Source organism: Glaesserella sp. (assembly GCF_041817755.1).
Classification (GTDB): Bacteria; Pseudomonadota; Gammaproteobacteria; order Enterobacterales; family Pasteurellaceae; genus Glaesserella.
This window is the reverse complement of sequence record NZ_JBGYBX010000054.1, coordinates 12,472-34,340: the sequence shown is the minus strand read 5'-3', so window position 1 is coordinate 34,340 and position 21,869 is coordinate 12,472. Positions and strand designations below refer to the sequence as shown.

Here is a 21,869-nt window from a genome sequence, read left to right as displayed (position 1 = left end):
CCGTACCTAACACTTGATAGTGTTTGCTTGGTACGAATGCACGGATTTGATCCGCATAGACTTTCATATAGTCAGTTGATGCAACGGTCGGTAAATCTTTTAATACCTGTGCGACATAAGGAACTCTAGGTGTTTCCGTTGGGTGTAAGAAGTTCCAACGTGCCGCATCGTTACCTTCACGGGCTAATTCATTGAATGAAGGCGCTGAGAAGACATCTACGGTTACACCATATTCATTTGCAAGGATTTGTGCCGCTTCACGCACATGACGCATGATTGCACCTGAACTTAACAATTGAACGTGGCCTTTACCTTTACCCTCAACCGTTTCAAATTTGTATAAACCTTTACGGATACCTTCTTCCGCGCCTGCAGGCATTGCCGGTTGTTCGGTAATTTCATTTAATGTAGTAAGGTAATAGAACACATCTTCTTGTTTCTCACCGTACATACGGTTGATACCGTCTTGAACGATAACGGCAACTTCGAATGCAAATGCCGGATCGTAAGTGATACAGTTCGGGATAACACCGGCTTGAATATGGCTGTGACCGTCTTCGTGTTGTAAGCCCTCACCGTTTAAGGTTGTACGACCTGATGTACCACCGATCATAAAGCCACGTGCTAATTGGTCACCGGCTAACCACATCATATCGCCAACACGTTGGAAGCCGAACATGGAGTAGTAGATGAAGAACGGGATCATCGGTTGGTTGTTCACGGAGTATGAAGTTGCTGCGGCAACCCAAGATGCGGTTGCACCTAACTCGTTAATACCTTCTTGTAACACTTGACCGTCTGTTGCTTCACGGTAGTAAGCCACTAAATCACGGTCTGACGGCACATAGTTTTGACCGTGAGGGTTATAAATACCGATTTGACGGAATAAACCTTCCATACCGAATGTACGCGCTTCGTCCGCAATGATTGGCACGATGGTTTGACCGATATTTTTATCTTTTAATAAGATATTTAATACACGAGAGAATGCCATTGTGGTTGAAATGCCACGCGGTTGTGCATCTAATAATGCTTGGAATTCTTCCAATGCAGGAACTTTATACTCTACGGTGAATTTCGGTTTACGCGCCGGTAAATAACCGTTTAACTCTTTACGACGACCGTGTAAGTAGTTGTACTCTTCTGAACCTTCCGGGAAAGTTACATATTCTAAATTTTCTACTTGTTCGTCCGTTAATGGTAAGTGGAAATAGTCACGGAAGCCTTTTAAGCTATCTAATGACATTTTTTTCGATTGGTGAGCGGTGTTTTTACTTTCCGCTTCAGGAATTTTATAGCCTTTTACTTGGTGCGCTAAGATAACCACCGGTTTATTTGAACGTTTCGCACGCTCAAATGCAGCATACATTTTCTCTGAATCGTGCGCACCACGACGTAAGTGCCAAATTTCATCATCAGTCATATCTGCTACTAATGCGGCAGTTTCAGGGAAACGACCGAAGAAGTGTTCACGCACATAAGCGCCGTCTTTAGATTTGAAGGTTAAGTAGTCACCATCAACCACTTCCATCATTAATTGTGCCAATTTTCCTGACGTATCTTTAGCGAATAATTTATCCCAGTTGCTTCCCCATAAGACTTTGATCACTTCCCAACCGGCACCTGTGAATAAACCTTCTAGCTCTTGAACAATTTTACCGTTACCGTTTACCGGGCCGTCTAAACGTTGCAAGTTACAGCTAATAACGAAAATCAAGTTGTCTAATTTCTCACGACCCGCAACGGTTAATGCACTTTTAGATTCGATCTCGTCCATTTCACCGTCACCTAAGAAAGCATATACGGTTTGACCGGAGGTATCTTTAATGCCACGGTTATTTAAATATTTTAAGAAACGTGCTTGATAAATCGCATTGACCGGACCTAAACCCATAGATACCGTAGAGAATTGCCAGTATTCAGGCATTAATTTCGGGTGAGGGTAAGAAGATAAACCGTCTGCAAAGGCTTCTTGACGGAAGTTATCTAATTGCTCTGCTGTTAAACGACCTTCTAGGAAAGAACGTGCATAGATACCCGGCGCAGCGTGACCTTGAGTATAAACCAAGTCACCACCGTCTTTATCCGTTGCCGCTTTGAAGAAGTGGTTAAAGCACACTTCATACATGGTGGCAGCGGATTGGAAGGTTGAAATGTGACCACCTAGATCCAAATCTTTCTTCTGACTACGCAACACCATCGCAATCGCATTCCAACGTACGGCGGAACGAATACGACGCTCAATCTCTTTATTACCCGGGTAAACAGGCTGCTCTGAAACCGGAATCGTGTTAACATAATCCGTCGTGACACCTGACGGAAGGCTTACTCCTTGAGTGCGAGCATGTTGCATCACTTGTTGAATAATAAATTGTGCACGCTCCGCACCTTCCTCTTTAACAAGAGAATTAACCGAATCCAACCATTCTTGTGTTTCGAATGGATCTACGTCATGGGCCAACATTTCTGACATAGTCTTTTCCTTTTTATGTTTGGTGAAAAATACATTACAAAATTGTTACAATTTTGCTAACCGATGAAACTTTAGCCAAAAAGCCGGTTTTTATTTTGTTTTAGATCAATAAAAACACAGAAAACACACCGGTTATATTTAACCGATGTACTTTAGCTAATAACCTATCATATTGATTTCCAATAAATTTTTATAAATTATAAAAAAATGTTGGAAATTTGTAGACAAATTTGAATCCACCATAACAAAAACTGCCGATTTTGTCTATTTTTCAAGGCTCAAAATGTTAGCCGTATCACAGAACTTTTCATAAGCAACCGTTTGCGTTTTGTGATAGACTTCGCACCGCTTGTATCAACACAGAATAAAAGGTGTAACATGACAACCACACAAATTGAAATTGCCATTGTAATGGGGTCAAAAAGCGATTGGGCAACCATGTCCGAAGCGACCCAAATTCTCGATCAATTTAACATTCCTTATCATGTTGAGGTCGTTTCCGCTCACCGTACCCCCGACAAACTGTTTGAATTTGCCGAAACCGCAGAACAAAAAGGCTACAAAGTGATTATCGCCGGCGCCGGCGGTGCGGCACATTTACCCGGTATGATTGCCGCTAAAACGATTGTTCCCGTGTTAGGCGTACCAGTAAAAAGTTCAATGTTAAGTGGGGTTGATAGCCTTTACTCTATCGTTCAAATGCCGAAAGGTATTCCTGTCGGCACTCTTGCTATCGGTCCGGCTGGGGCGGCAAATGCAGGATTATTAGCGGCACAAATTTTAGGTGCATTTCACCCTGAAATTGCACTAAAATTGCGTTCTTTCCGTAATGCACAGACACAATCTGTGTTAGACAATCCAGACCCACGAATTTAGATGAGTAAAAAATTATTAATTCTCCACACGGGTGGAACCATTTCAATGAGCGAAGGCGAAGACGGCAAAGTGTCGCCTTCGGCGCAAAACCCACTTTTAACGGCGTTAGCTAAACTCAACCACCCGGCTCAACTTTATCAAGAAGCGATTTTACACGTCCCTTCGCCCCATATTACCTTGGCACATTGGCAGTTGCTAAAAGATCGGATCGAACAGGCTGTGTTAACCGAAGGTTATGATGGCATTGTAATTACACACGGTACGGATACCTTGGAAGAAACCGCTTATTTCCTTGATTTAGCGTTAAAAGTGAATGTTCCCGTTGCCATCACAGGGGCAATGCGCTCGAGCAACGAATTAGGTTCTGACGGTTTAATTAACCTACAAAGTGCCATTTTGGTCGCGTTAAGTGATGAAAGCCACAATAAAGGGGTTTTGGTGGTAATGAATGATGAAATTCATAACGCCAAATTTGTGACCAAAACCCATACCACTAACGTGGCAACCTTCCAAACGCCAACTTTTGGACCTTGTGGCTTAGTCACGAAAAACCGTGCAATTTATTTCCAACATCTGACCGCTTACGAACGCTTTCCGATTGATCGTTTGGAAAAATCGAACATTCAGCTGATAAAATCCTATGTCGGAATGGATAGCTTCCTACTTGAACAACTTGCTCAAAGCCGTTGTGACGGTGTGGTGGTTGAAGCCTTAGGGGCAGGAAACCTACCGCCATCTTGTCTAGCAGGGATTTCCGCGCTATTAAATGCAAATATCCCTGTGGTATTAGTTTCCCGCGCGTTTAACGGCATTACACAAGATGTGTATGATTATCTCGGTGGCGGTAAGCAACTGAAACAACAAGGGGTCATTTTCACCCAAGGGTTAAGCGGACAGAAAGCACGCATTAAGTTAATGGTTTTGCTCAATCAAACATTAAATAAACCTTTGGCGGAATATTTTTAAATAATTGGTACACTTGCATAAATATTTGATTTTTTCGTAGGGGCGGGGATAAACCCCGCCCCTACACAAATTTCTTAAAGTTACTATAAGGATAACTATGCAAAAAAGCACACTCTACCCCCCCTATTTATGTTCTTGGTAACGGGCAACTTGGCAGAATGTTACGTTATGCCGGTATGCCGTTAGATATTGAGGTTCAGCCGCTCGCTTTTGACGATCCCATTTTTAATATTGCCGAAAACAGTTTAATTACCGCTGAAATTGAGCGTTGGGCAGAAACCCCCTTAACAAATTTATTAAGCAACCACAAAAACTTTGTCAATCTTTCCGTTTTCGGACAACTCGCCGACCGTTTTACCCAAAAATCACTGCTCGATCATCTCAATCTCGCTACATCGCCTTGGCAGTTATTAAATTCTCCTGAGCAATGGCAACAAGTCTTTGAAAACATTGGCGAAAAAGTGGTGGTAAAACGTCGTACGGGTGGTTATGACGGACGTGGACAGTGGATTGTCACCAAAGATAATGTCGAGCAAATTACCCCTGATTTGTTTGGTGACGTGATTGCAGAAAAATTTATTCCCTTTGACGGAGAAGTTTCCTTAGTGGGTGCAAGGTTCCGTAATGGCGAAACTCGCTTCTACCCTGTGACCCACAATTTACAACAAAATGGTATTTTACGTTACAGTGTAATGGATATAACACTCCCCCATCAACAAACGTTCCAACAACAAGCGGAACAAATGCTCTCTGCGATTATGCACGAACTCAATTATGTGGGCGTAATGGCAATGGAGTGTTTTGTGGTAGGCGAAAAACTGCTGATTAATGAACTCGCACCGCGAGTACACAACAGCGGACATTGGACGCAGTTGGGCTGTTCAATCAGTCAATTTGAATTACATTTGCGTGCATTACTTGATTTACCAACTCCCGAATTGAAACCGATTGCACCAAGTGTGATGGTGAACCTTATTGGGATCGAACATCATAATGAATGGTTAGGTATTCCATTTAGCCAACTACATTGGTATGGAAAAGAAGTTCGAGCAGGCAGAAAATTGGGGCATATTAACCTTTGCCACCCGGATAAAGCTGTTATTGTTGAAAATCTACAAAAACTCAAACCTTATCTCACGGACGATTTTTATCCGGGGTTAGATTGGGCTATTACAAAACTAGCTTAACAAGCGGTGGGATTTTGTGAAAAATTTGCAAATATACTAACTAAAAAGGCTGTGGTCAGATCAACCAACAGCCTTTTTCTTATACTAATTCAAATTAAGAAAGATATTTCGCTTTTAATTCTTTCACAACCGCTTTTTGTTGTGCATTCAACTCTTTCGTCATTGGTTCACGGCAGTAACCTGCTTGTACGCCTTCTTCTTCCAATAAACCTTTGATGGTTTGATATAAACCATTGCCCAAAATGCCTTCGATTAAATCGTTGGTCACATTTTGAATTTCAAGCGCTTCTTTGACTTTGCCTTGCTGTGCCAATTCAAAAATTTGACGAGCTCGGATACCGTTGACGTTGAAGGTACTGCCGATTGCACCGTCCACCCCTAATACGGTTGCCGGTAACATCATTTCATCAAAACCTGCGTAAATTAAGTGGTTCGGGAACGCTTTGCGTAAACGTTCTAACAGGTAGAAATCGCCTGCGGTGAATTTCACACCGATGATTTTTTCATTTTGGAACAGTTCTGCAAATTGTGAAACACCGATGTTTACCCCTGTTAAGAATGGGATAGAGTAAACGATCATTTTGTTGCCTGTTTCACGAATAATCGTTTCGTAGAAGTTTTTGATTTCTGCGAAGCTGAATTTGTAGTAGAACGGCGTTACCGCAGATAAGCTGTCATAGCCTAATTCGGTTGCATATTTACCAAGTTCCACCGCTTCTTTTAAGTTAACGCTACCCACTTGAGCGATTAATGCAATCTCATCTTTCGCTTCGTCTTTTGCAATGCGGAAGATTTCTTTCTTCTCTTCCGTTGAAAGCATAAAGTTTTCACCGGTTGAACCGCCGACATACAGACCATCAACTTTCATTTTGTCGATATTGTAGCGGATAATTTGGCGTAAACCTTTTTCGTTGATTGTGCCGTCTGCGTTAAACGAGACTAATAATGCACTGAAGATACCTTTTAAATTTTTCATTTTGTGTCCTTTTATAAAGTGATAGGTAAGAAAGAAGCGGACAATTTGGTAAAATTATTTGCCAAACTGACCGCTTGTAAACTATTTAAGCCGTTGTTCCAAAATGACATTTAGCGTTTTTTGTTTTTGTTGAACGGCTTTTTCAGGTTCTGCTTTAACCAGCATCGCATAAATTAAATCCAACACGAAAAGCTGGGTCATTTTGGTACCGATTGAATCTCCTTGCATATGCCCTTGGCGGTTACCGTTAATGAGTACATAATCCGCCTCATTGGTAATCGGTGAACGTAAATTATGGGTAATTGCCACCGTTATCGCATCATTTTCACGGGCGATGTGCAACGCCTTGGTGGTTTCCTCGGAATATCCCGAATGGCTTATACCGATAACGACATCCCCTTTTTTCAATAATGCTGCCTGCATATACATAAAGTGATTATTCGTTACTGCATCCGTTTGTAAACCGATACGCATTAATTTGTGTTTGGCATCTTCTGCAGTAATGCCCGAAGAACCGACACCAAAGAGAAAAATACGTTTTGCTTTACGCAACTCCGCCACCACTTTTTCAAGCTCATTAAAGTCTAATAAATTAATGGTTTCGGTAATCACATTGTTGAGAGTTGTTTGCAATTTAATTGCAATTTCTCTCGGGGTATCTGTTTCCGAGACATCCGTATCCAGCAGGACACTGCTCTCTTTTTCTTGGGTCGCCAATTCAATGGCTAAGTCCAACTTGAAATCCGTGTATCCTTTAAATCCCAATGTCCGGCAAAAGCGAATAAAGGTGGCTTCACCGACATCCAACTGATGTGCCACTTCAGATAAGGAACACTGACTTAGCAGATCCGGCTGCGCCAAAATGGCATTGGCAATCTTTTTCTCCGTTTTGGTCAAGCTGTTTTGTAATGCGCCGATTGTGTCAAGAATTTTTCCGCGGGCAGTCATACGTTAGCCTCCTAATCGCTCCACCGGCACTTTCACAACCAGTTTTTTTAATAATTTGTCGCTATTGAGTGAATTGCCGGGTTTATGTGGTTCATAAGGTAAAAAAATCGCAAACATATTGGGAGATAGGATCACCGTATTTTTATTTTCAATCTCCGCCGTCAATTGGTAGTCATCTTCTTCACGGTATGCGTCATACTGCGTTAAATCTGGATAACTCAAACCGTACTCAATCATTTCTTCCCCTGAAATCAATAATTGAATATCGATGAACTTACGGTGTAATTCGGCTTTTTTGCCGTCCGGGGGACTGGTTTCAAACTCCATGACATTCATTCTGACCCCGTCTTCCAAATCTTGCCAGCCTAACGGCAGATTAACTAAATCCAATGCTTTTAATTTGGCACACAACCCGGCAAAAACAGGGGGAAGCGAATGTGCATAGTCCTCACGAGATAAATCACCCAACAACATAAAAGTCCTCCTAGAATGAATAAACAACCATTATGAGTTATTTGCTCCATTTAAAATATTACTAAAAGAAGATATGCTCCATAGGGTAAAGATTTCTGATCGGAATAACAAGGAATAAACAAAAAAAATGAGAAGTAGATCAAAATTTTGTTAAAAGAAAATAAAAAAACCACTTTTATCGTGGCTTTTATTGAGCAATAAATAGACTACCCAAGGATGTTTAAAGGTAAATTTAAGGCTAAAAGCACTTTTCTTTCTTCATCCAAATCCGCCGAAACCAACGGATTCTGTACTAAAAAATCCCCATCAAATTGCAACGTCCATTCGACATTAGCAATGGCTAACGACAATTTTTCAGGCATCACCGTTGCTTGTCGGGAACGGTTAAGTAACACGGCCAGACGAAAAAGTCGCAGTAATGTCAACACATCACGATGTTGAAAGCGATTAATTCCTTTAATATCACTGCGTTTAAAACTTTTGAGATGGTAACGCATTAACGTTGCCAATAAATGTTGCTGCTCATAATCAAAACCGGGCAAATCACGATGCGCAATAATATAAGCGGAATGACGATGTACGCCGTTATGATTAATGCATATTCCGACCTCATGAAGTAAACTTGCCCATTTCAGCATGGAGCGCAATTCGCCGATTTGGTGTTTGCTTTTCCACTCTTTGACTTGATCGAATAGTGTCAACGCTGTATCTCGCACTCGATTTGCCTGCTGCTGATCGATATCAAATTGCTCCGCCAACGCTTCTGCAGTACGCCGACGAATATCCCCGACTTGAAAGCTTCTTTCCAAACCGTACATCACGCCTTCACGTAACGCGCCGTCCGAATAACGCATACTTTGGATATGAAATGTATGAAACAACGCCAGTAATATAGCTAATCCGGGAACTAAAACATCCGCCCGTTCTTCAATCAATCCCTTAATGTTCACTTCATCCAACGCATTGAACGCCAAACATTTATCAATCATGTGCCGAATCCGTTCTTCAGTGATCACACCGTCACGGTAACCGTTAGCCATCAACACTTTACTGACCGTTTTGATCGTTCCCGACGACCCCAAAACATGTTGCCAGCCTAATTCACGGTATTCCCATGCCAAATCTTCAATTTTATCCATTGCCGTTTGGTAAGCTGCTTCAAAATGACTTTTTGTCAATTCGCCTTGTGGAAAAAAACGCTTCGCAAAACTGACACACCCCATATGGCGACTTTCCGCCCGTAGCGGTTTAAAACCGTCACCAATCGTCATTTCCGTTGAACCGCCCCCGATGTCAACGACAAACTTTCGCCCTTTTTCCGGTTGCGTATGACTCACGCCCGAATAGATCAACCGCGCCTCTTCTTGCCCGGTAATAATATGAATAGGATAAGGAAAAACCGCTTTGGCTTGATCCAAGAAAGCTTGATTATTCAACGCTCGGCGTAACGTATAGGTTCCCACCACTTTGACATTATCGGGTTCAAACCCTTGCAGCCGTTTAGCAAACAACGCCAAACACGCTACGCCGCGTTCAATCGCCTCTTGGCTTAATATTCGGTCTTCATCCAATCCCTCCGCCAAACGTACACGGCGTTTAATGCGGGAAAGCACCTGAATGGTTCCGTTCACAATACGAGCGACAATCATATGAAAACTGTTTGATCCTAAGTCGATAGCCGCAAATTCACGCGGCAAATGGTTGTCCGATTGCATAACGAAACGCCTTTTGATAAATAATGAATAAATTAATTCACCAAAGTTTAACATTTTTTTAGTCAAAAAGAATTTTCTCCGTCAATTATTATTGACGACAGCCTATTCATTTTGTCATTTCAAACAGAAAAAAACAGAATTTCCTTATCTTCCCTTGTCTTTTCTAGTAGAATGCCAAGCGTTTTTTTCTAAAAATTTAATGAATTCAATAAAATTGAGGTAAATATGTCTAAATTTCCAACAATTTCAGAAATTCTTTCCGGCAAAGTTGCCGTAGGGGAAGAAGTTGCTGTGCGTGGTTGGGTACGCACTCGCCGCGACTCAAAAGCGGGTTTATCATTTTTAGCCGTGTATGACGGTTCTTGTTTCGATCCGATTCAAGCTATTATCAATAACGATTTAAGCAATTATCAAGATGAAGTATTACGTTTAACTGCAGGCTGTTCTGTGATTGTCACTGGTGTGATTGTTGAATCGCCAGCCGAAGGACAAGCGGTTGAATTACAAGCAAAATCTGTTGAAGTCGTGGGTTGGGTTGAAGATCCGGATACTTATCCGATGGCAGCAAAACGCCACTCTATTGAATACTTACGTGAAGTCGCTCACTTACGTCCTCGTACTAACTTAATCGGGGCGGTAGCACGTGTGCGTCACTGTTTAGCACAAGCCATTCACCGTTTCTTCCACGTACAAGGTTTCTATTGGGTTGCAACGCCGTTAATCACCGCATCAGATACAGAAGGTGCGGGTGAAATGTTCCGTGTTTCGACCTTAGATTTAGAAAACTTACCGCGTGGTGAAGACGGTAAAGTCGATTTCAGCCAGGATTTCTTCGGTCGTGAATCTTTCTTAACCGTATCCGGTCAATTAAACGGCGAAACCTATGCCTGTGCATTAAGCAAAGTCTATACGTTCGGTCCGACATTCCGTGCAGAAAACTCAAACACCACCCGTCACTTAGCGGAATTCTGGATGGTTGAGCCTGAATTTGCGTTTGCAACCTTAGCGGATAATGCAAAACTGGCTGAAGATATGTTGAAATATGTGTTCCGTGCAGTACTTGAAGAACGTAAAGATGACTTAAAATTCTTTGAAAAACATGTTGATAACACGGTCATCAGCCGTTTAGAGAACTTTATTAATTCAGACTTCGCTCAAATTGACTATACCGACGCGATTGAAGTGTTATTAAAATCAGGTAAAAACTTTGAGTTCCCGGTTGAATGGGGTATCGATCTCTCTTCTGAACACGAACGTTTCCTTGCAGAAGAATACTTTAAATCTCCAGTAGTCGTGAAAAACTATCCAAAAGATATTAAAGCGTTCTATATGCGTTTAAATGATGACGGTAAAACCGTAGCGGCAATGGACGTATTAGCGCCGGGAATCGGTGAAATCATCGGTGGTTCACAACGTGAAGAGCGTTTAGAGGTGTTAGATAAACGTATGGTAGAAATGGGCTTAAACCCGGAAGATTACTGGTGGTATCGTGATTTACGCCGTTATGGTACTGTGCCGCACTCAGGCTTTGGTTTAGGCTTTGAGCGTTTAATCGTCTATGTCACCGGTTTACAGAATATTCGTGAGGTCATTCCATTCCCACGCGCACCGCGTAATGCGAATTTCTAAAATTGTTTAAAAAGAAAACAGGCATCCGACGATGCCTGTTTTTTGCAAAAAATCCGATGAATCAGACCGCTTGATCCGACTACACAAGGGATTTCCCATCACTTTTCTAAAAACATGATGATCGCCGCCTCATCAAAAAGGTAACCCTGTTCTTCATCAAAAGACATGACGAATCGGCTGAACAACAAACGCCCTTCCGGTATATCCGCTTGTGTAAATTGTTCGCGAAGTACATCCAGCTGTTCTTGGCTATATTCCTTATTCAATTCAAAACCGTTTTTCTGTAAAACGTGGCGAATAAACTGATTGCCGTCAAAAGTGACGTTCAATTCCGTTGAAATTTGTTCTTGCGGAAGAATTTTATTATCCGCCGAAATTCGAGTGATATAGTGATCAAAATTGAACACGGTAATACGTTGATATCCCTTCGGATCGATTGTCCGCATATCCGCCTTGAAATCACGATGATGTTCGGTGTCATGCTCTATTTCGGCATGATAAGAAGAACGCATAAAATCGGTAAACTCACTTTCACCGTATTTCGTCGCAATTGTAGCATCCCATTTATACAGGCGAAAAGCTAACACGGAAAGCGAATTGACTTTCGCCTTCTCCACATCTGTGGCTTGACCATACATTTTAACCAACTCATTGTGCGGTTTGATCTTACCTGCGCTATCCAACATATTTAATGCCGCCAAGTCTTGCTCCAAACGTACGGATTGGCTGTCAAATTCAATCTTTTTCGGATTAATGATATAAGTGGTGATAAAAATAACGGCAATACCGATAAATGCCAAATAACGGTATTGCAACCGCGTTTTCGATAAACTCAGCAGACAGAACAGCGTGACCGTCACCGCAACGGCCGACAAATATACCCGCATAGTTGTAAACGAATACGTTGAAATCCGTTCAACAATCCCCAGCCACAGTAACACTAGCGGCGCCAATAAAATATAAGGCAGCACGCGGTAGAAACGCTGCCAACGAGGTTTTTGCAATATCGCCTGTAATGCGGACAACCCGATTGCGGCAAACAGATAAGGCAACACCATCCAAGACACATTTCCGCGCGGTAATTCGGCGGTAAACAGAATCATCGCCAGATAGGCGTAAAGAATCAGGCTGTAAATGATCAATGCCGGCGATAAAATCACGTTAATGATCACTTCAACCAAATGGTGGAGCGTTCCTTGTCGTTGTAGCTGATTTTGTTCGATCAACAGGAAAAACAGCGGTATGACGCAAAAAAAGGTAAAGGCGAATCCTCTCCCCCAAATATCTCCGAACGGCAACTGAAGATTGAACAAATAATCAACACTCCAAATGATTCCCATGACAGCCATAAAGCAGAGGTAACCCATAAACGGTGAAAAAATCAGCAAATTAAGGCTTTTTTCGATGACGGAGAAAACATATCGGCGGTTATCTTTATGCCAACCTTCAGATAAAAACCAAATCAACGCAATACATAATGCTCCCCAATATTCCGGTGTTTGTTCATAAAAGAAAAAATCACCGCCGTAATGTTGAAACAACCAATATAACACCGCCGCCATAACAAACGGAGACAGCCAATAACACCACGTTTGGCGTCGTAATAAATAAAAAATAGCGAAAATAATCGGAACAAATAACAAAAACCCTAAATATATATCGTCAAGTCCGTATGAAGAAGAAAGACTCAACACACCGACTCCGGCTAACAATATCAGCTCAAGCGGTCTTTGAACGGACAATAATTTCAGTTGCAACCATGCTTTATTCAACACAGAAGGCACAAACATAGGTTTCTCCGTAAATAAATAATGACGCGGCGATTATAGCATTACGCCGAAAATAAAATAGGGATACGAGACATGAAAAAACCACCGCTTGTGAATAACAAGCGGTGGTTTCATGTCATTATTTTGCAAATTACTTTTCGTGGTGAGCTTTCAATAATTGATTTGTCATCGTACCCGCCACCATTGCACCGTTTACGTTCAAGGCGGTTCGCCCCATGTCAATGAGCGGTTCGATTGAGATCAACAAACCGACCAGTGCAAGCGGTAAATCTAAGGCGGACAACACGACAATTGCCGCAAAGGTTGCACCGCCTCCGACACCGGCAATACCGAAAGATGAAATCGCCACAATTAAAATCAAGGTCGCAATATATTGTACGCTGAACGGATCCACGCCGACGGTCGGCGCAACCATCACCGCTAACATTGCCGGATAAATACCCGCACAGCCGTTTTGTCCGATCGTCGCACCGAATGTAGCGGAGAAATTGGCAATCACACTGTGATTACCCAATTTATTCGTTTGCGTTTCGATATTCAACGGCAACGTCGCTGCACTCGAACGGGAGCTGAATGCGAAACTTAAGGTCGGCATGACTTTTTTGTAATAATCCAACGGATTCACCTTCACCAAGGCAAGTAATACCCCGTGCACAATAAACATCAAAATAATCGCCGCATAGGAGGCCAAAATAAAATTCCCCAAATTCACAATATCCGCCCATTGTGACGTGGCGCCCATTTTGATCATCAACGCAAATACACCGTAAGGCGTTAAACGGATGACAAAATGCACCAAACGCATCACCAGCTTATTCAATGTGTCTACGCCTTGCGCGATACGATCGCCCAGTGCCTTATCTTCTTTCGCCAGACTCAATGCGGCAACACCTAAAAACGCAGAAAAGATCACGACACTGATAATCGATGTCGGATTCGCACCGGTTAATTCGGCAAACGGATTACGTGGAATAAATGACAATAACATTGCCGGTACGGTCAAATGACTGACCTGTTCTACGCGCCCGTCCACTTTCGCCTGAGCCGCTAATTCACGTTCGCCTGCAACCAATCCTTCCGCCGAAAGATCAAACAGATAAACCATGGCGATACCGATAGCCGCCGCAATCGCCGTGGTGATTAATAATACGGATAACACGCTAAAACTGATTTTACCTAGCGAACCGGCTTCATTTAAACGGGTAATCGCCGATAAAATGGAGATAAAGACTAACGGCATCACGATCATTTGCAATAATCGGACATAGCCGTTCCCCACTAAATTGACCCAGTCCAGCGTAGCGTCAATAATCGGTTTTTCGTAAAAAAATTGCAAAATTGCACCGCTTGCCAAGCCCAATAACAACCCGATAAAAACGGTACGCCCTAATTTTTGAGTTTGTTTGAAAATTGCCGCCAGCAGGGCTAAAAAGCCGACAAACACGACTAAATTAAAAATGACCATAGATCCTCCAAATAAAAAACACACTAAGCATAAAAGTACTCTTTAACGGTTTTCAAGTAAATTTACGCATGAGGTATAGCCAAATGCTATGTTTATCTCATCAAGCGGTGTGATCCGCATAGCATTTTGCAAATTTTGCTTCAAATCATACCGCTTGTTACATCACTTCCCAACTTAAATTGGAAACCAAACGGCATTGGTCGCATTTAAAATGGAAAATCTCGTGCAGCGGTTGAGCTAATTTCCACTGTCCGTTGCAACTTGGACAACGGCGGTGATGCTCAATTTCAGGGCTTTGCCCTAAGCGATAGAGATAATAATAGGTTGGTGTGCCTGTATGCTGTTCAAGCTGTCGGCTTAATGCTCTGCCCCGTTGAGCCAAGTCGCTATGAATCTCGCAAATCTGATCTAAGGCTTGCTGTTCAAGAGTTGAACCGTTCATTTGCAAGGTATCGCACGCCTGCCAGTCTTGTTGCCATTTCAAGACTTGTTCGCTTAACGGCTGATTACCTAAACGATATAACGGGATCGGACGGAAGCTGTCGCCGTCGTAAATGGGTGAGCAAGTGTCTAAATGTGTGGTGTAGAGAATTTGAAAGCTCGGCTTTAGATTGTCACTGGTTTCCTCCGCCTGATAATCCCGACCAATCAGCTCAAAATACTCAAAAACCACACCGGCTTCTTCCGCTTGGGCTAAGGCTTCATCTACTTTTGGGCTGTTATTTTTCGGCAACAAGCTATCTTGTTCAGGGGTGGAAAGACGGACTTGAAATTCCGTTTGGTGATAAGTCACCGCCATTTCTCGCCCGATAACCTGTCCGTTATACAGCCATTGATTTAACACTTGATTAATCAATGTCACCGGATCTTGCTCGAAATGTTGGTAGCTGAAATGGGCTAAGATTTGGTACATAAATCCCTCTCATCATTCCCTCACTTCGTTTATTCGTCTGCCAAATCTCCCCTAACCCCTCTTTGCTAAAGAGGGGAATTTGCCCTGTGGTAAATTAAAAGATCGAAGTTCTTCAAAATGATGTTGAATTTTCCAGATGAACTAAAATTTCCTTCGATCTGATCCCCCTCTTTAGCAAAGAGGGGTTAGGGGAGATTTGGCAGAAGTAAAAGCAAAGTGAGAGATAAAAACTCACAAAATAACTTTATCAACTATCTACGGTGCGTTTACACGCACCCTACTTTTTATTTACTGTTTTTCCTGTTTTACAATCGTCGTCGGCTCTTGGTGGATAATCACTTCCGAATGGGGAAATGCTGCCAATATTTTTTGTTCAAGACTGTCGGTAATGTCGTGTGCGACAACTAAAGGCAGATGATCGTCCAGTTCTAAATGTAGCTGAATAAAGCGAATCGCACCTGCACGGCGAGTCTTCACATCATGTATACCGATAATGCGTGGGTGTTGCAAAGCAATCGCCCAAATTTGATCGACTTCTTCTTGGGGTAATGCTTTATCCAACAAGGATTGCACCGCTTCCCAACACATTTTTGCAGCATTAAACAGAATATACAGGGCAATCCCGATGGCAAACAGCGCATCGGCATAAACCACACCGTAGATATTTAGAATCATCGCCACAAGAATCGCCGCATTCATATAGAGATCCGTTTGATAATGCAAAGAATCCGCTTCAATCGCCGGGCTTTGGGTAAGTTTCACCACGCGCTTTTGATACCATACCAATGCCGCCGTGAGCACTATCGAAAAAATAGTAATCGCAATCCCTAAATCACTGCGTTGAATGAGTTCGGGTTCGGTTAATCGTTGAATACCTTGTAACAGTAAAAACGCCGCCGACCCCGTAATAAAGGCACTTTGAGCAAGAGCGGCAAGGGATTCTGCTTTGCCGTGTCCAAAAGTATGATCATCATCGGCAGGTTGTAAGGCAAAACGTAGCACCAACATATTTGTCAGTGAAGCAAATAAATCCACGAGCGAGTCCGTCATTGCTGCCAAAATCGCCATTGAACCGGTCTGCCACCATGCAAACGCTTTTGCAATAATCAAGGTAGCAGCGACAATTACTGCCAAGTTCGCCGCCCGTTTTACATATTGGGTATATTGTTGTTCCATTATTTACACTCAATTTGCCACGCTAATTGCGAAAATTGCAACGCCATTTGATGTAGTTCATTCAAGTAAGCGGTCAGATTTTGCAAATTTTTTGCAGAAACTGACCGCTTGTCAGCAAGCTGCATTTGACTGTAACCGCACTGAGAATTTCGCCCACGGCTGACTTCCAGCTGGTAATCATTAAAACGAGCAGTCGGTGGATACAACACTTCGCTTTGAAGCTCTTCGCCGACAACCGCCACTTTCGCTTTGGTATCGGGCTGTTTAGCGAAAGTGTTTTGGCGCAGTTCTACCCTATCGTTCAAGCTTTTTTGCTGGCTGTTTTTATCGGTAAATAATAAAATCCCCTGCTGCCACTGCTCTGGATTTTTATTGCTGTCTTGTGGCAAAAAGAGCGATTGCTGCATTTCGTCGAGCTGATTATGAGTGACTTTTTCGTAGGTTTTGCCCTGATAATTTATCTGTTCCGGTATCAAAAAGTCTGGTTGAGTCACGACACAGCCTGTTAAAACTAACGGCAAAAAAATAACTTTACGACACATTGTCACGCTATTGTTCCTCACGTTTAAACACCAATTCCGTTTCCGTTGACGCCGTTTCATCAAACCAATAACCACCATAATTAAAGGCTTTCAGTTGGTCAACGTTGGTTGATTGGGTCTGCAACATAAATCTCACCATCATGCCACGCGCTTTTTTCGCATAAAAGCTAATCACTTTATATTTGCCATTCTTTTCGTCCAAGAAAACAGGTTTGATGATTTTTGCCGTTAATTTCTCCGCTTGTACCGCCCCGAAATATTCATCGGAGGCAAGATTAACTAAGATATTATCATCTTGTTCATCAATGGCTTGCTGTAAATGTTGGGTAATGATGTTATCCCAAAAGTGATATAAATCTTTGCCTTTCGGGTTAGCCAATTTTGTTCCCATTTCTAAACGGTACGGCTGCATTAAATCTAACGGTTTTAATAACCCATATAGCCCTGATAACATTCGTAAATGGCGTTGTGCGTAGTCGATTTCTGCCTTGGTTAAGGTTTCGGCTTCTAAACCTGTATAAACATCGCCTTTGAAAGCAAATAACGCTGGTTTTGCATTTTGCTCGTTGTGTTCCATTGTCCATTCGGCAAAACGGGCGACATTCAGGCTCGCCAATTTGTCGCTAATCGACATCAGTGACGCTACTTCCGCAGGGGAAAATTGTTTACAAATATCAATTAATTGCTGGCTGTAAGCGGTTAGTTCAGGCTGAGAAAATGCAAACCCATCAATTTTAGTTTCAAAATCAAGGGTTTTGGCTGGGGAAATAATGGCTAACATAGAAATCCTTAAAATTTGGAAAGGCTCGAATTATAGCAAAAAAGAAAAGGCAGGAAAATTCCTGCCTTTCTGGTAAATACTTTCGTATTAACGTTTTGAGTATTGTGGACGACGACGTGCTTTGTGTAAACCCACTTTTTTACGTTCAACACGACGAGCATCACGGGTAACAAAGCCCGCTGCACGCAATGCTGGACGAAGAGTTTCATCGTATTCCATCAATGCACGAGTGATACCGTGACGGATTGCACCCGCTTGACCAGAAATACCACCACCTTTAACAGTGATGTATAAGTCTAATTTATCTGTTAACTCAACTAATTCTAATGGTTGACGAACGATCATACGAGCTGTTTCGCGACCGAAGTAAACTTCTAAAGAACGTTGGTTAATGGTAATGTTACCATTGCCCGGTTTGATAAATACACGAGCTGAAGAGCTTTTGCGGCGACCTGTGCCGTAGTTTTGATTTGCTGCTGTCATTTTTATGCTCCGTGATTAGATATCTAAAACTTGTGGTTGTTGTGCTGCGTGGTTGTGTTCGTTACCTGCATACACTTTTAATTTACGGAACATTGCACGGCCTAATGGACCTTTTGGCAACATACCTTTAACCGCAATTTCAATCACTGCTTCTGGACGACGAGCAATCATTTCTTTGAAGGTTGCATCTTTGATACCACCTACATAGCCAGTGTGCCAGTAGTAGATTTTATCAGTTTCTTTTTTGCCTGTTACCGCTACTTTTTCCGCATTGATAACGATGATGTAATCACCGGTATCTACGTGTGGAGTGTACTCAGCCTTGTGTTTACCACGAAGACGACGTGCTAATTCAGTAGCTAAACGACCTAAAGTTTTACCTGTCGCATCTACTACATACCAGTCACGTTTAACTGTTTCTGGTTTTGCTACAAAAGTTTTCATTAATTAAATACCAAAATTTAAAGTTTAAACCCAATATCCAAAATGGATATTACCTATATACGGTAGAATCTGACCCCTTCGAGTCTTATTCAGACCAAACTTGCACGGCGGGAATACCGTGCAAAAACAGGGTGGCGGGATTATACAGACATTACATGTAAATTGCTAAAGATTTTTGGATATTTTTTAAGATTTGTAGACAATATCAAAATTTTACACATTCATTTTCTTTTTTACTTCTCATCTTATTTAGAAAATGATAAAAATAATTACCCTGTGATTACTTTATATAAGGAGATCTCTATGGAACAATGGTCCGGAAACGTGTGGACTGCCATTATCGCAGCGTTTGTTGTCGGCTTAATTTTAGGCTACGTTATTTTCCGAGCGACGAACGCCAACGCTCAAAAACAGCAAAAACTGGAAAAAGATTTGAAAGCGGCGACCACTAAAATCGACGAACAAAAACAACAGTTGGAAAAACATTTCGAACAATCCGCTTCGTTGTTGGCAACACTTGCCGAAGATTACAAAAAACTCTATTCTCACTTGGCAAAAGGCTCTCAAACCCTACTCCCTGAAGCCGAAGCGAATAAAATCGAGTTTTTCCAAGCCCAATTGGGCAATAAACCTGCAGATAGTCCGGATGATCAACCGAAAGATTACTCCGAAGGTTCATCGGGAATAATGCCAAAATCCCAATCCTAGTAAATAAGGTCGACATTCGTCGACCTTTTACTTTTATATTTTAAGCCACAACATAAAATCCGCTACTGTGTGAAACGAGCCGAAAACCAAAATCACATCGTCTTTCGTTGCTTGTTTAAACGCGATTTCACTAGCTGAGGCGACATCCTCATACGCGGCGGCTTTCGCATGAGGCAATACCGTTTTCAGCTTTTCAACAACCTGCTCGCCGCATTGCCCGCGATAGCCGCTCAACCCGGCGCAAAACCATGTTTCGATATATTTATCCAACTGCTCGACAATCCCTTCGAGATCTTTATCTGCCAATGCACTAAACACCGCATAAATACGACGGTTCGGATGAACCAGTTCCGCTAAACGTTCAGCCAAATAGCGCGCGGCATGCGGGTTATGTCCGACATCCACAATCACTGTTGCAAGCGGTCTGTTTGGCGTAATATTTTGCAAATCCGCCGGTTTTAAAATTTGAAAACGCCCGATCATTTCCGTTTCCGAAACAGCTTGTGCCATCACGCTTTCATTAATATCAAACGGCAACTCGTTTAATACGGCTAATGCGGTTGCCGCATTGGGAGCAGGAATATGCGGAAGCGGCATAGTCAATGAACGACTAGCCGATTGCCAGTGTAGGTTTTGTTGCGTTACTGAAAAATCCCACTCTACTCCTCGCCTAAAAACGTGACAATTTAACGCTTTTGCATAATCTAAAATACTTTGCGGACAATTCGGCTCACCAATAACTACCGGAATATTCGGGCGAAAAATGCCCGCTTTTTCCCGACCGATCGTTTCTCTGTCATTGCCTAAAAATTCAACATGATCAATATCAATTGAGGTGATGACCGCAAAATCCGCATCCACGATATTCGTCGCATCCAACCGCCCGCCCAGTCCGACTTCCAAGATAACAACATCCGGTTGTGTACGACGAAACAGATCCAACGCGGCTAATGTGCCGAATTCAAAATAAGTCAGCGATTGTGATTTATGCCGTTCAATATAATCGAAGGTTCGGATAAAATCATGATCGGACACCATTTCTCCTTGAATCCGTACTCGCTCGTTATAATGGATCAAATGCGGGGACGAATATACACCGACGCGTAATCCGGCTTTCATCAACGCCGTTTCAAGCAGTTTACAAGTTGAACCTTTACCGTTAGTGCCGGCAACGGTGATAACATAAGCTGCCGGTTTGAGTAAATCCAATTTTTCCGCCACATCACGAATACGCGCTAATCCCATGTCAATCGGTTTGAAATGGCTTTTTTCCAAATAGGAAAGCCACGTTTCCAGAGAATCCGTGGCTTTGGGTTGAATCAATGTTGTCATTATGCGTCTGTTTTCACGTCATTCGCTTGAATTTCTTCCGCCTCAATCAACTCGCCGGTTTTAAACGGCGTCGGTTGATGCGCCAGTTTTGCCAATAAGCGGGCAAGGGTATCGCGCATCTCTTTACGATGAACGATCATATCAATCGCCCCCTTTTCCATTAAAAATTCACTGCGTTGGAAGCCTTCCGGTAATTTTTCACGTACGGTTTGTTCAATTACGCGCGGACCGGCAAAGCCGATTAAGGCTTTCGGCTCGGCAATATTTATATCACCCAACATCGCTAAACTTGCCGATACGCCGCCTAAGGTCGGATCGGTTAATACCGAAATAAACGGCACGCCTTGCTCTTTCATTTTGGCTAATATCGCACTGGTTTTCGCCATCTGCATTAACGAGAATAACGCTTCCTGCATACGCGCACCGCCGGATGCCGAGAAACAGATAAACGGAATGTTTTCGCTTAGTGCGCGTTCCGCCGCTCTGACAAATTTCGCACCGACAACCGATCCCATCGAACCACCCATAAATTCAAAATTGAATGAAGCCACGACGACCGGCATATCCAATAATTTACCGTACATGACGATAAAAGAATCTTTTTCCCCCGTTTGCTTTTGTGCGGCGGTTAAACGATCTTTATATTTTTTCAGATCTTTAAATTTCAACACGTCTTGCGGTTCTAACTCGGCAGCAATTTCTTCCGCACTGTCTTTATCCAATAGCGCCAATAAACGGGTTCGGGCATCAATTCGCATATGATGATCACATTTCGGGCACACTTGCATATTGCGTTTGAGTTCTTCGCTGTATAACACTTGTTCACAGCTCGTACATTTTGTCCACACACCTTCCGGTACTTTTGATTTGCTCCCGTTGGATGAAGAGGTTTTTCCTAAAATTTTTTCAATCCAGCTCATTTCTATGCCTTATTTTATGTTGAGAAAATTGTGCGTATTAAAGCATAAAATCATAAAATTGGGTACAGAAA

At 42.5% G+C, this 21,869-nt stretch carries 19 protein-coding genes and 1 pseudogene; 5 read left to right on the top strand and 15 right to left on the bottom strand.

All coding sequences use genetic code 11. The features are described 5' to 3' along the window. Positions 1-2,473 (bottom strand): pyruvate dehydrogenase (acetyl-transferring), homodimeric type (gene aceE / locus ACEYKX_RS07880; protein WP_373780701.1); only part of this gene is annotated, 2,473 nt, incomplete at its 3' end. 378 nt (positions 2,474-2,851) lie between these two features. Here aceE and purE point away from each other — a divergent pair. The 3 genes and pseudogenes from purE (at position 2,852) to purK (ending at position 5,502) form a co-directional block, all read left to right on the top strand. Beyond that, complete coding sequence (purE, locus tag ACEYKX_RS07875; protein ID WP_373767986.1) at positions 2,852-3,349, top strand: 5-(carboxyamino)imidazole ribonucleotide mutase; 498 nt, start codon at positions 2,852-2,854, stop codon at positions 3,347-3,349. Then, entirely contained in the window at positions 3,350-4,315 is a 966-nt protein-coding gene (locus tag ACEYKX_RS07870; RefSeq protein ID WP_373767985.1) for an asparaginase, read from the top strand. A gap of 97 nt (positions 4,316-4,412) precedes the next feature. Continuing rightward, a pseudogene (gene purK / locus ACEYKX_RS07865) lies at positions 4,413-5,502 on the top strand (5-(carboxyamino)imidazole ribonucleotide synthase). Positions 5,503-5,596: 94 nt separating this feature from the next. Here purK and nanA read toward each other — a convergent pair. The 4 genes from nanA to ppx all read right to left on the bottom strand — a co-directional run bounded on the left by nanA (position 5,597) and on the right by ppx (position 9,615). Then, the gene (nanA, locus tag ACEYKX_RS07860) at positions 5,597-6,478 is read right to left on the bottom strand and encodes an N-acetylneuraminate lyase (protein WP_373767983.1); all 882 of its coding nucleotides are present in this window, start codon (positions 6,476-6,478) and stop codon (positions 5,597-5,599) included. A gap of 81 nt (positions 6,479-6,559) precedes the next feature. Further along, positions 6,560-7,426 (bottom strand): MurR/RpiR family transcriptional regulator, encoded by an 867-nt coding sequence (locus ACEYKX_RS07855; RefSeq protein WP_373767982.1) that lies wholly within the window; start codon positions 7,424-7,426, stop codon positions 6,560-6,562. 3 nt (positions 7,427-7,429) lie between these two features. Next, positions 7,430-7,900 carry an N-acetylneuraminate anomerase gene (gene nanQ / locus ACEYKX_RS07850; protein WP_373767981.1) on the bottom strand — a complete coding sequence of 157 codons (471 nt, stop codon included), beginning with the start codon at positions 7,898-7,900 and terminating at the stop codon, positions 7,430-7,432. A 206-nt stretch (positions 7,901-8,106) separates the two neighbouring features. Then, positions 8,107-9,615 (bottom strand): exopolyphosphatase, encoded by a 1,509-nt coding sequence (gene ppx, locus ACEYKX_RS07845; protein ID WP_373767980.1) that lies wholly within the window; start codon positions 9,613-9,615, stop codon positions 8,107-8,109. Positions 9,616-9,840: 225 nt separating this feature from the next. On the opposite strand from ppx, the gene asnS reads away from it, so the two are divergent. Beyond that, positions 9,841-11,244 (top strand): asparagine--tRNA ligase, encoded by a 1,404-nt coding sequence (asnS, locus tag ACEYKX_RS07840; RefSeq protein ID WP_373780700.1) that lies wholly within the window; start codon positions 9,841-9,843, stop codon positions 11,242-11,244. Between the two features lie 98 nt (positions 11,245-11,342). Here asnS and ACEYKX_RS07835 read toward each other — a convergent pair whose 3' ends face one another. The 8 genes from ACEYKX_RS07835 to rplM form a co-directional block, all read right to left on the bottom strand. Continuing rightward, positions 11,343-13,034, bottom strand: coding sequence for a DUF4153 domain-containing protein (locus tag ACEYKX_RS07835; RefSeq protein ID WP_373767979.1), 1,692 nt, complete (start codon positions 13,032-13,034; stop codon positions 11,343-11,345). A 130-nt stretch (positions 13,035-13,164) separates the two neighbouring features. After that, positions 13,165-14,499, bottom strand: a complete 1,335-nt coding sequence (locus tag ACEYKX_RS07830; RefSeq protein ID WP_373767978.1) for an L-cystine transporter — start codon at positions 14,497-14,499, stop codon at positions 13,165-13,167. Between the two features lie 157 nt (positions 14,500-14,656). Then, complete coding sequence (locus ACEYKX_RS07825; RefSeq protein WP_373767977.1) at positions 14,657-15,412, bottom strand: Zn-ribbon-containing protein; 756 nt, start codon at positions 15,410-15,412, stop codon at positions 14,657-14,659. Between the two features lie 288 nt (positions 15,413-15,700). Beyond that, on the bottom strand, positions 15,701-16,588 hold the full coding sequence (locus ACEYKX_RS07820; protein WP_373767976.1) for a cation diffusion facilitator family transporter: 888 nt from the start codon (positions 16,586-16,588) through the stop codon (positions 15,701-15,703). Then, on the bottom strand, positions 16,588-17,130 hold the full coding sequence (locus ACEYKX_RS07815) for an ABC transporter ATPase (protein ID WP_373768000.1): 543 nt from the start codon (positions 17,128-17,130) through the stop codon (positions 16,588-16,590). Before ACEYKX_RS07815 ends, ACEYKX_RS07820 begins: the two co-directional genes overlap by 1 nt. 7 nt (positions 17,131-17,137) lie before the next feature. Beyond that, on the bottom strand, positions 17,138-17,911 hold the full coding sequence (yaaA, locus tag ACEYKX_RS07810) for a peroxide stress protein YaaA (RefSeq protein WP_373767975.1): 774 nt from the start codon (positions 17,909-17,911) through the stop codon (positions 17,138-17,140). Between the two features lie 87 nt (positions 17,912-17,998). Further along, on the bottom strand, positions 17,999-18,394 hold the full coding sequence (gene rpsI / locus ACEYKX_RS07805) for a 30S ribosomal protein S9 (protein ID WP_135673437.1): 396 nt from the start codon (positions 18,392-18,394) through the stop codon (positions 17,999-18,001). A 15-nt stretch (positions 18,395-18,409) separates the two neighbouring features. Further along, positions 18,410-18,838: a 50S ribosomal protein L13 gene (gene rplM, locus ACEYKX_RS07800; protein ID WP_012621589.1), complete on the bottom strand. Its 429-nt coding sequence runs from the start codon at positions 18,836-18,838 to the stop codon at positions 18,410-18,412. Between the two features lie 303 nt (positions 18,839-19,141). On the opposite strand from rplM, the gene ACEYKX_RS07795 reads away from it, so the two are divergent. Then, a complete protein-coding gene (locus ACEYKX_RS07795; protein ID WP_373767974.1) occupies positions 19,142-19,546 on the top strand; it encodes a YhcB family protein in 405 nt (134 codons plus the stop codon). Positions 19,547-19,579: 33 nt separating this feature from the next. Here ACEYKX_RS07795 and folC read toward each other — a convergent pair whose 3' ends face one another. Both folC and accD read right to left on the bottom strand, forming a co-directional pair. After that, on the bottom strand, positions 19,580-20,878 hold the full coding sequence (gene folC / locus ACEYKX_RS07790) for a bifunctional tetrahydrofolate synthase/dihydrofolate synthase (protein WP_373767973.1): 1,299 nt from the start codon (positions 20,876-20,878) through the stop codon (positions 19,580-19,582). Continuing rightward, a complete protein-coding gene (accD, locus tag ACEYKX_RS07785; RefSeq protein WP_373767972.1) occupies positions 20,878-21,798 on the bottom strand; it encodes an acetyl-CoA carboxylase, carboxyltransferase subunit beta in 921 nt (306 codons plus the stop codon). The genes folC and accD overlap by 1 nt, the downstream gene beginning before the upstream one ends. Positions 21,799-21,869 lie beyond the last annotated feature (71 nt).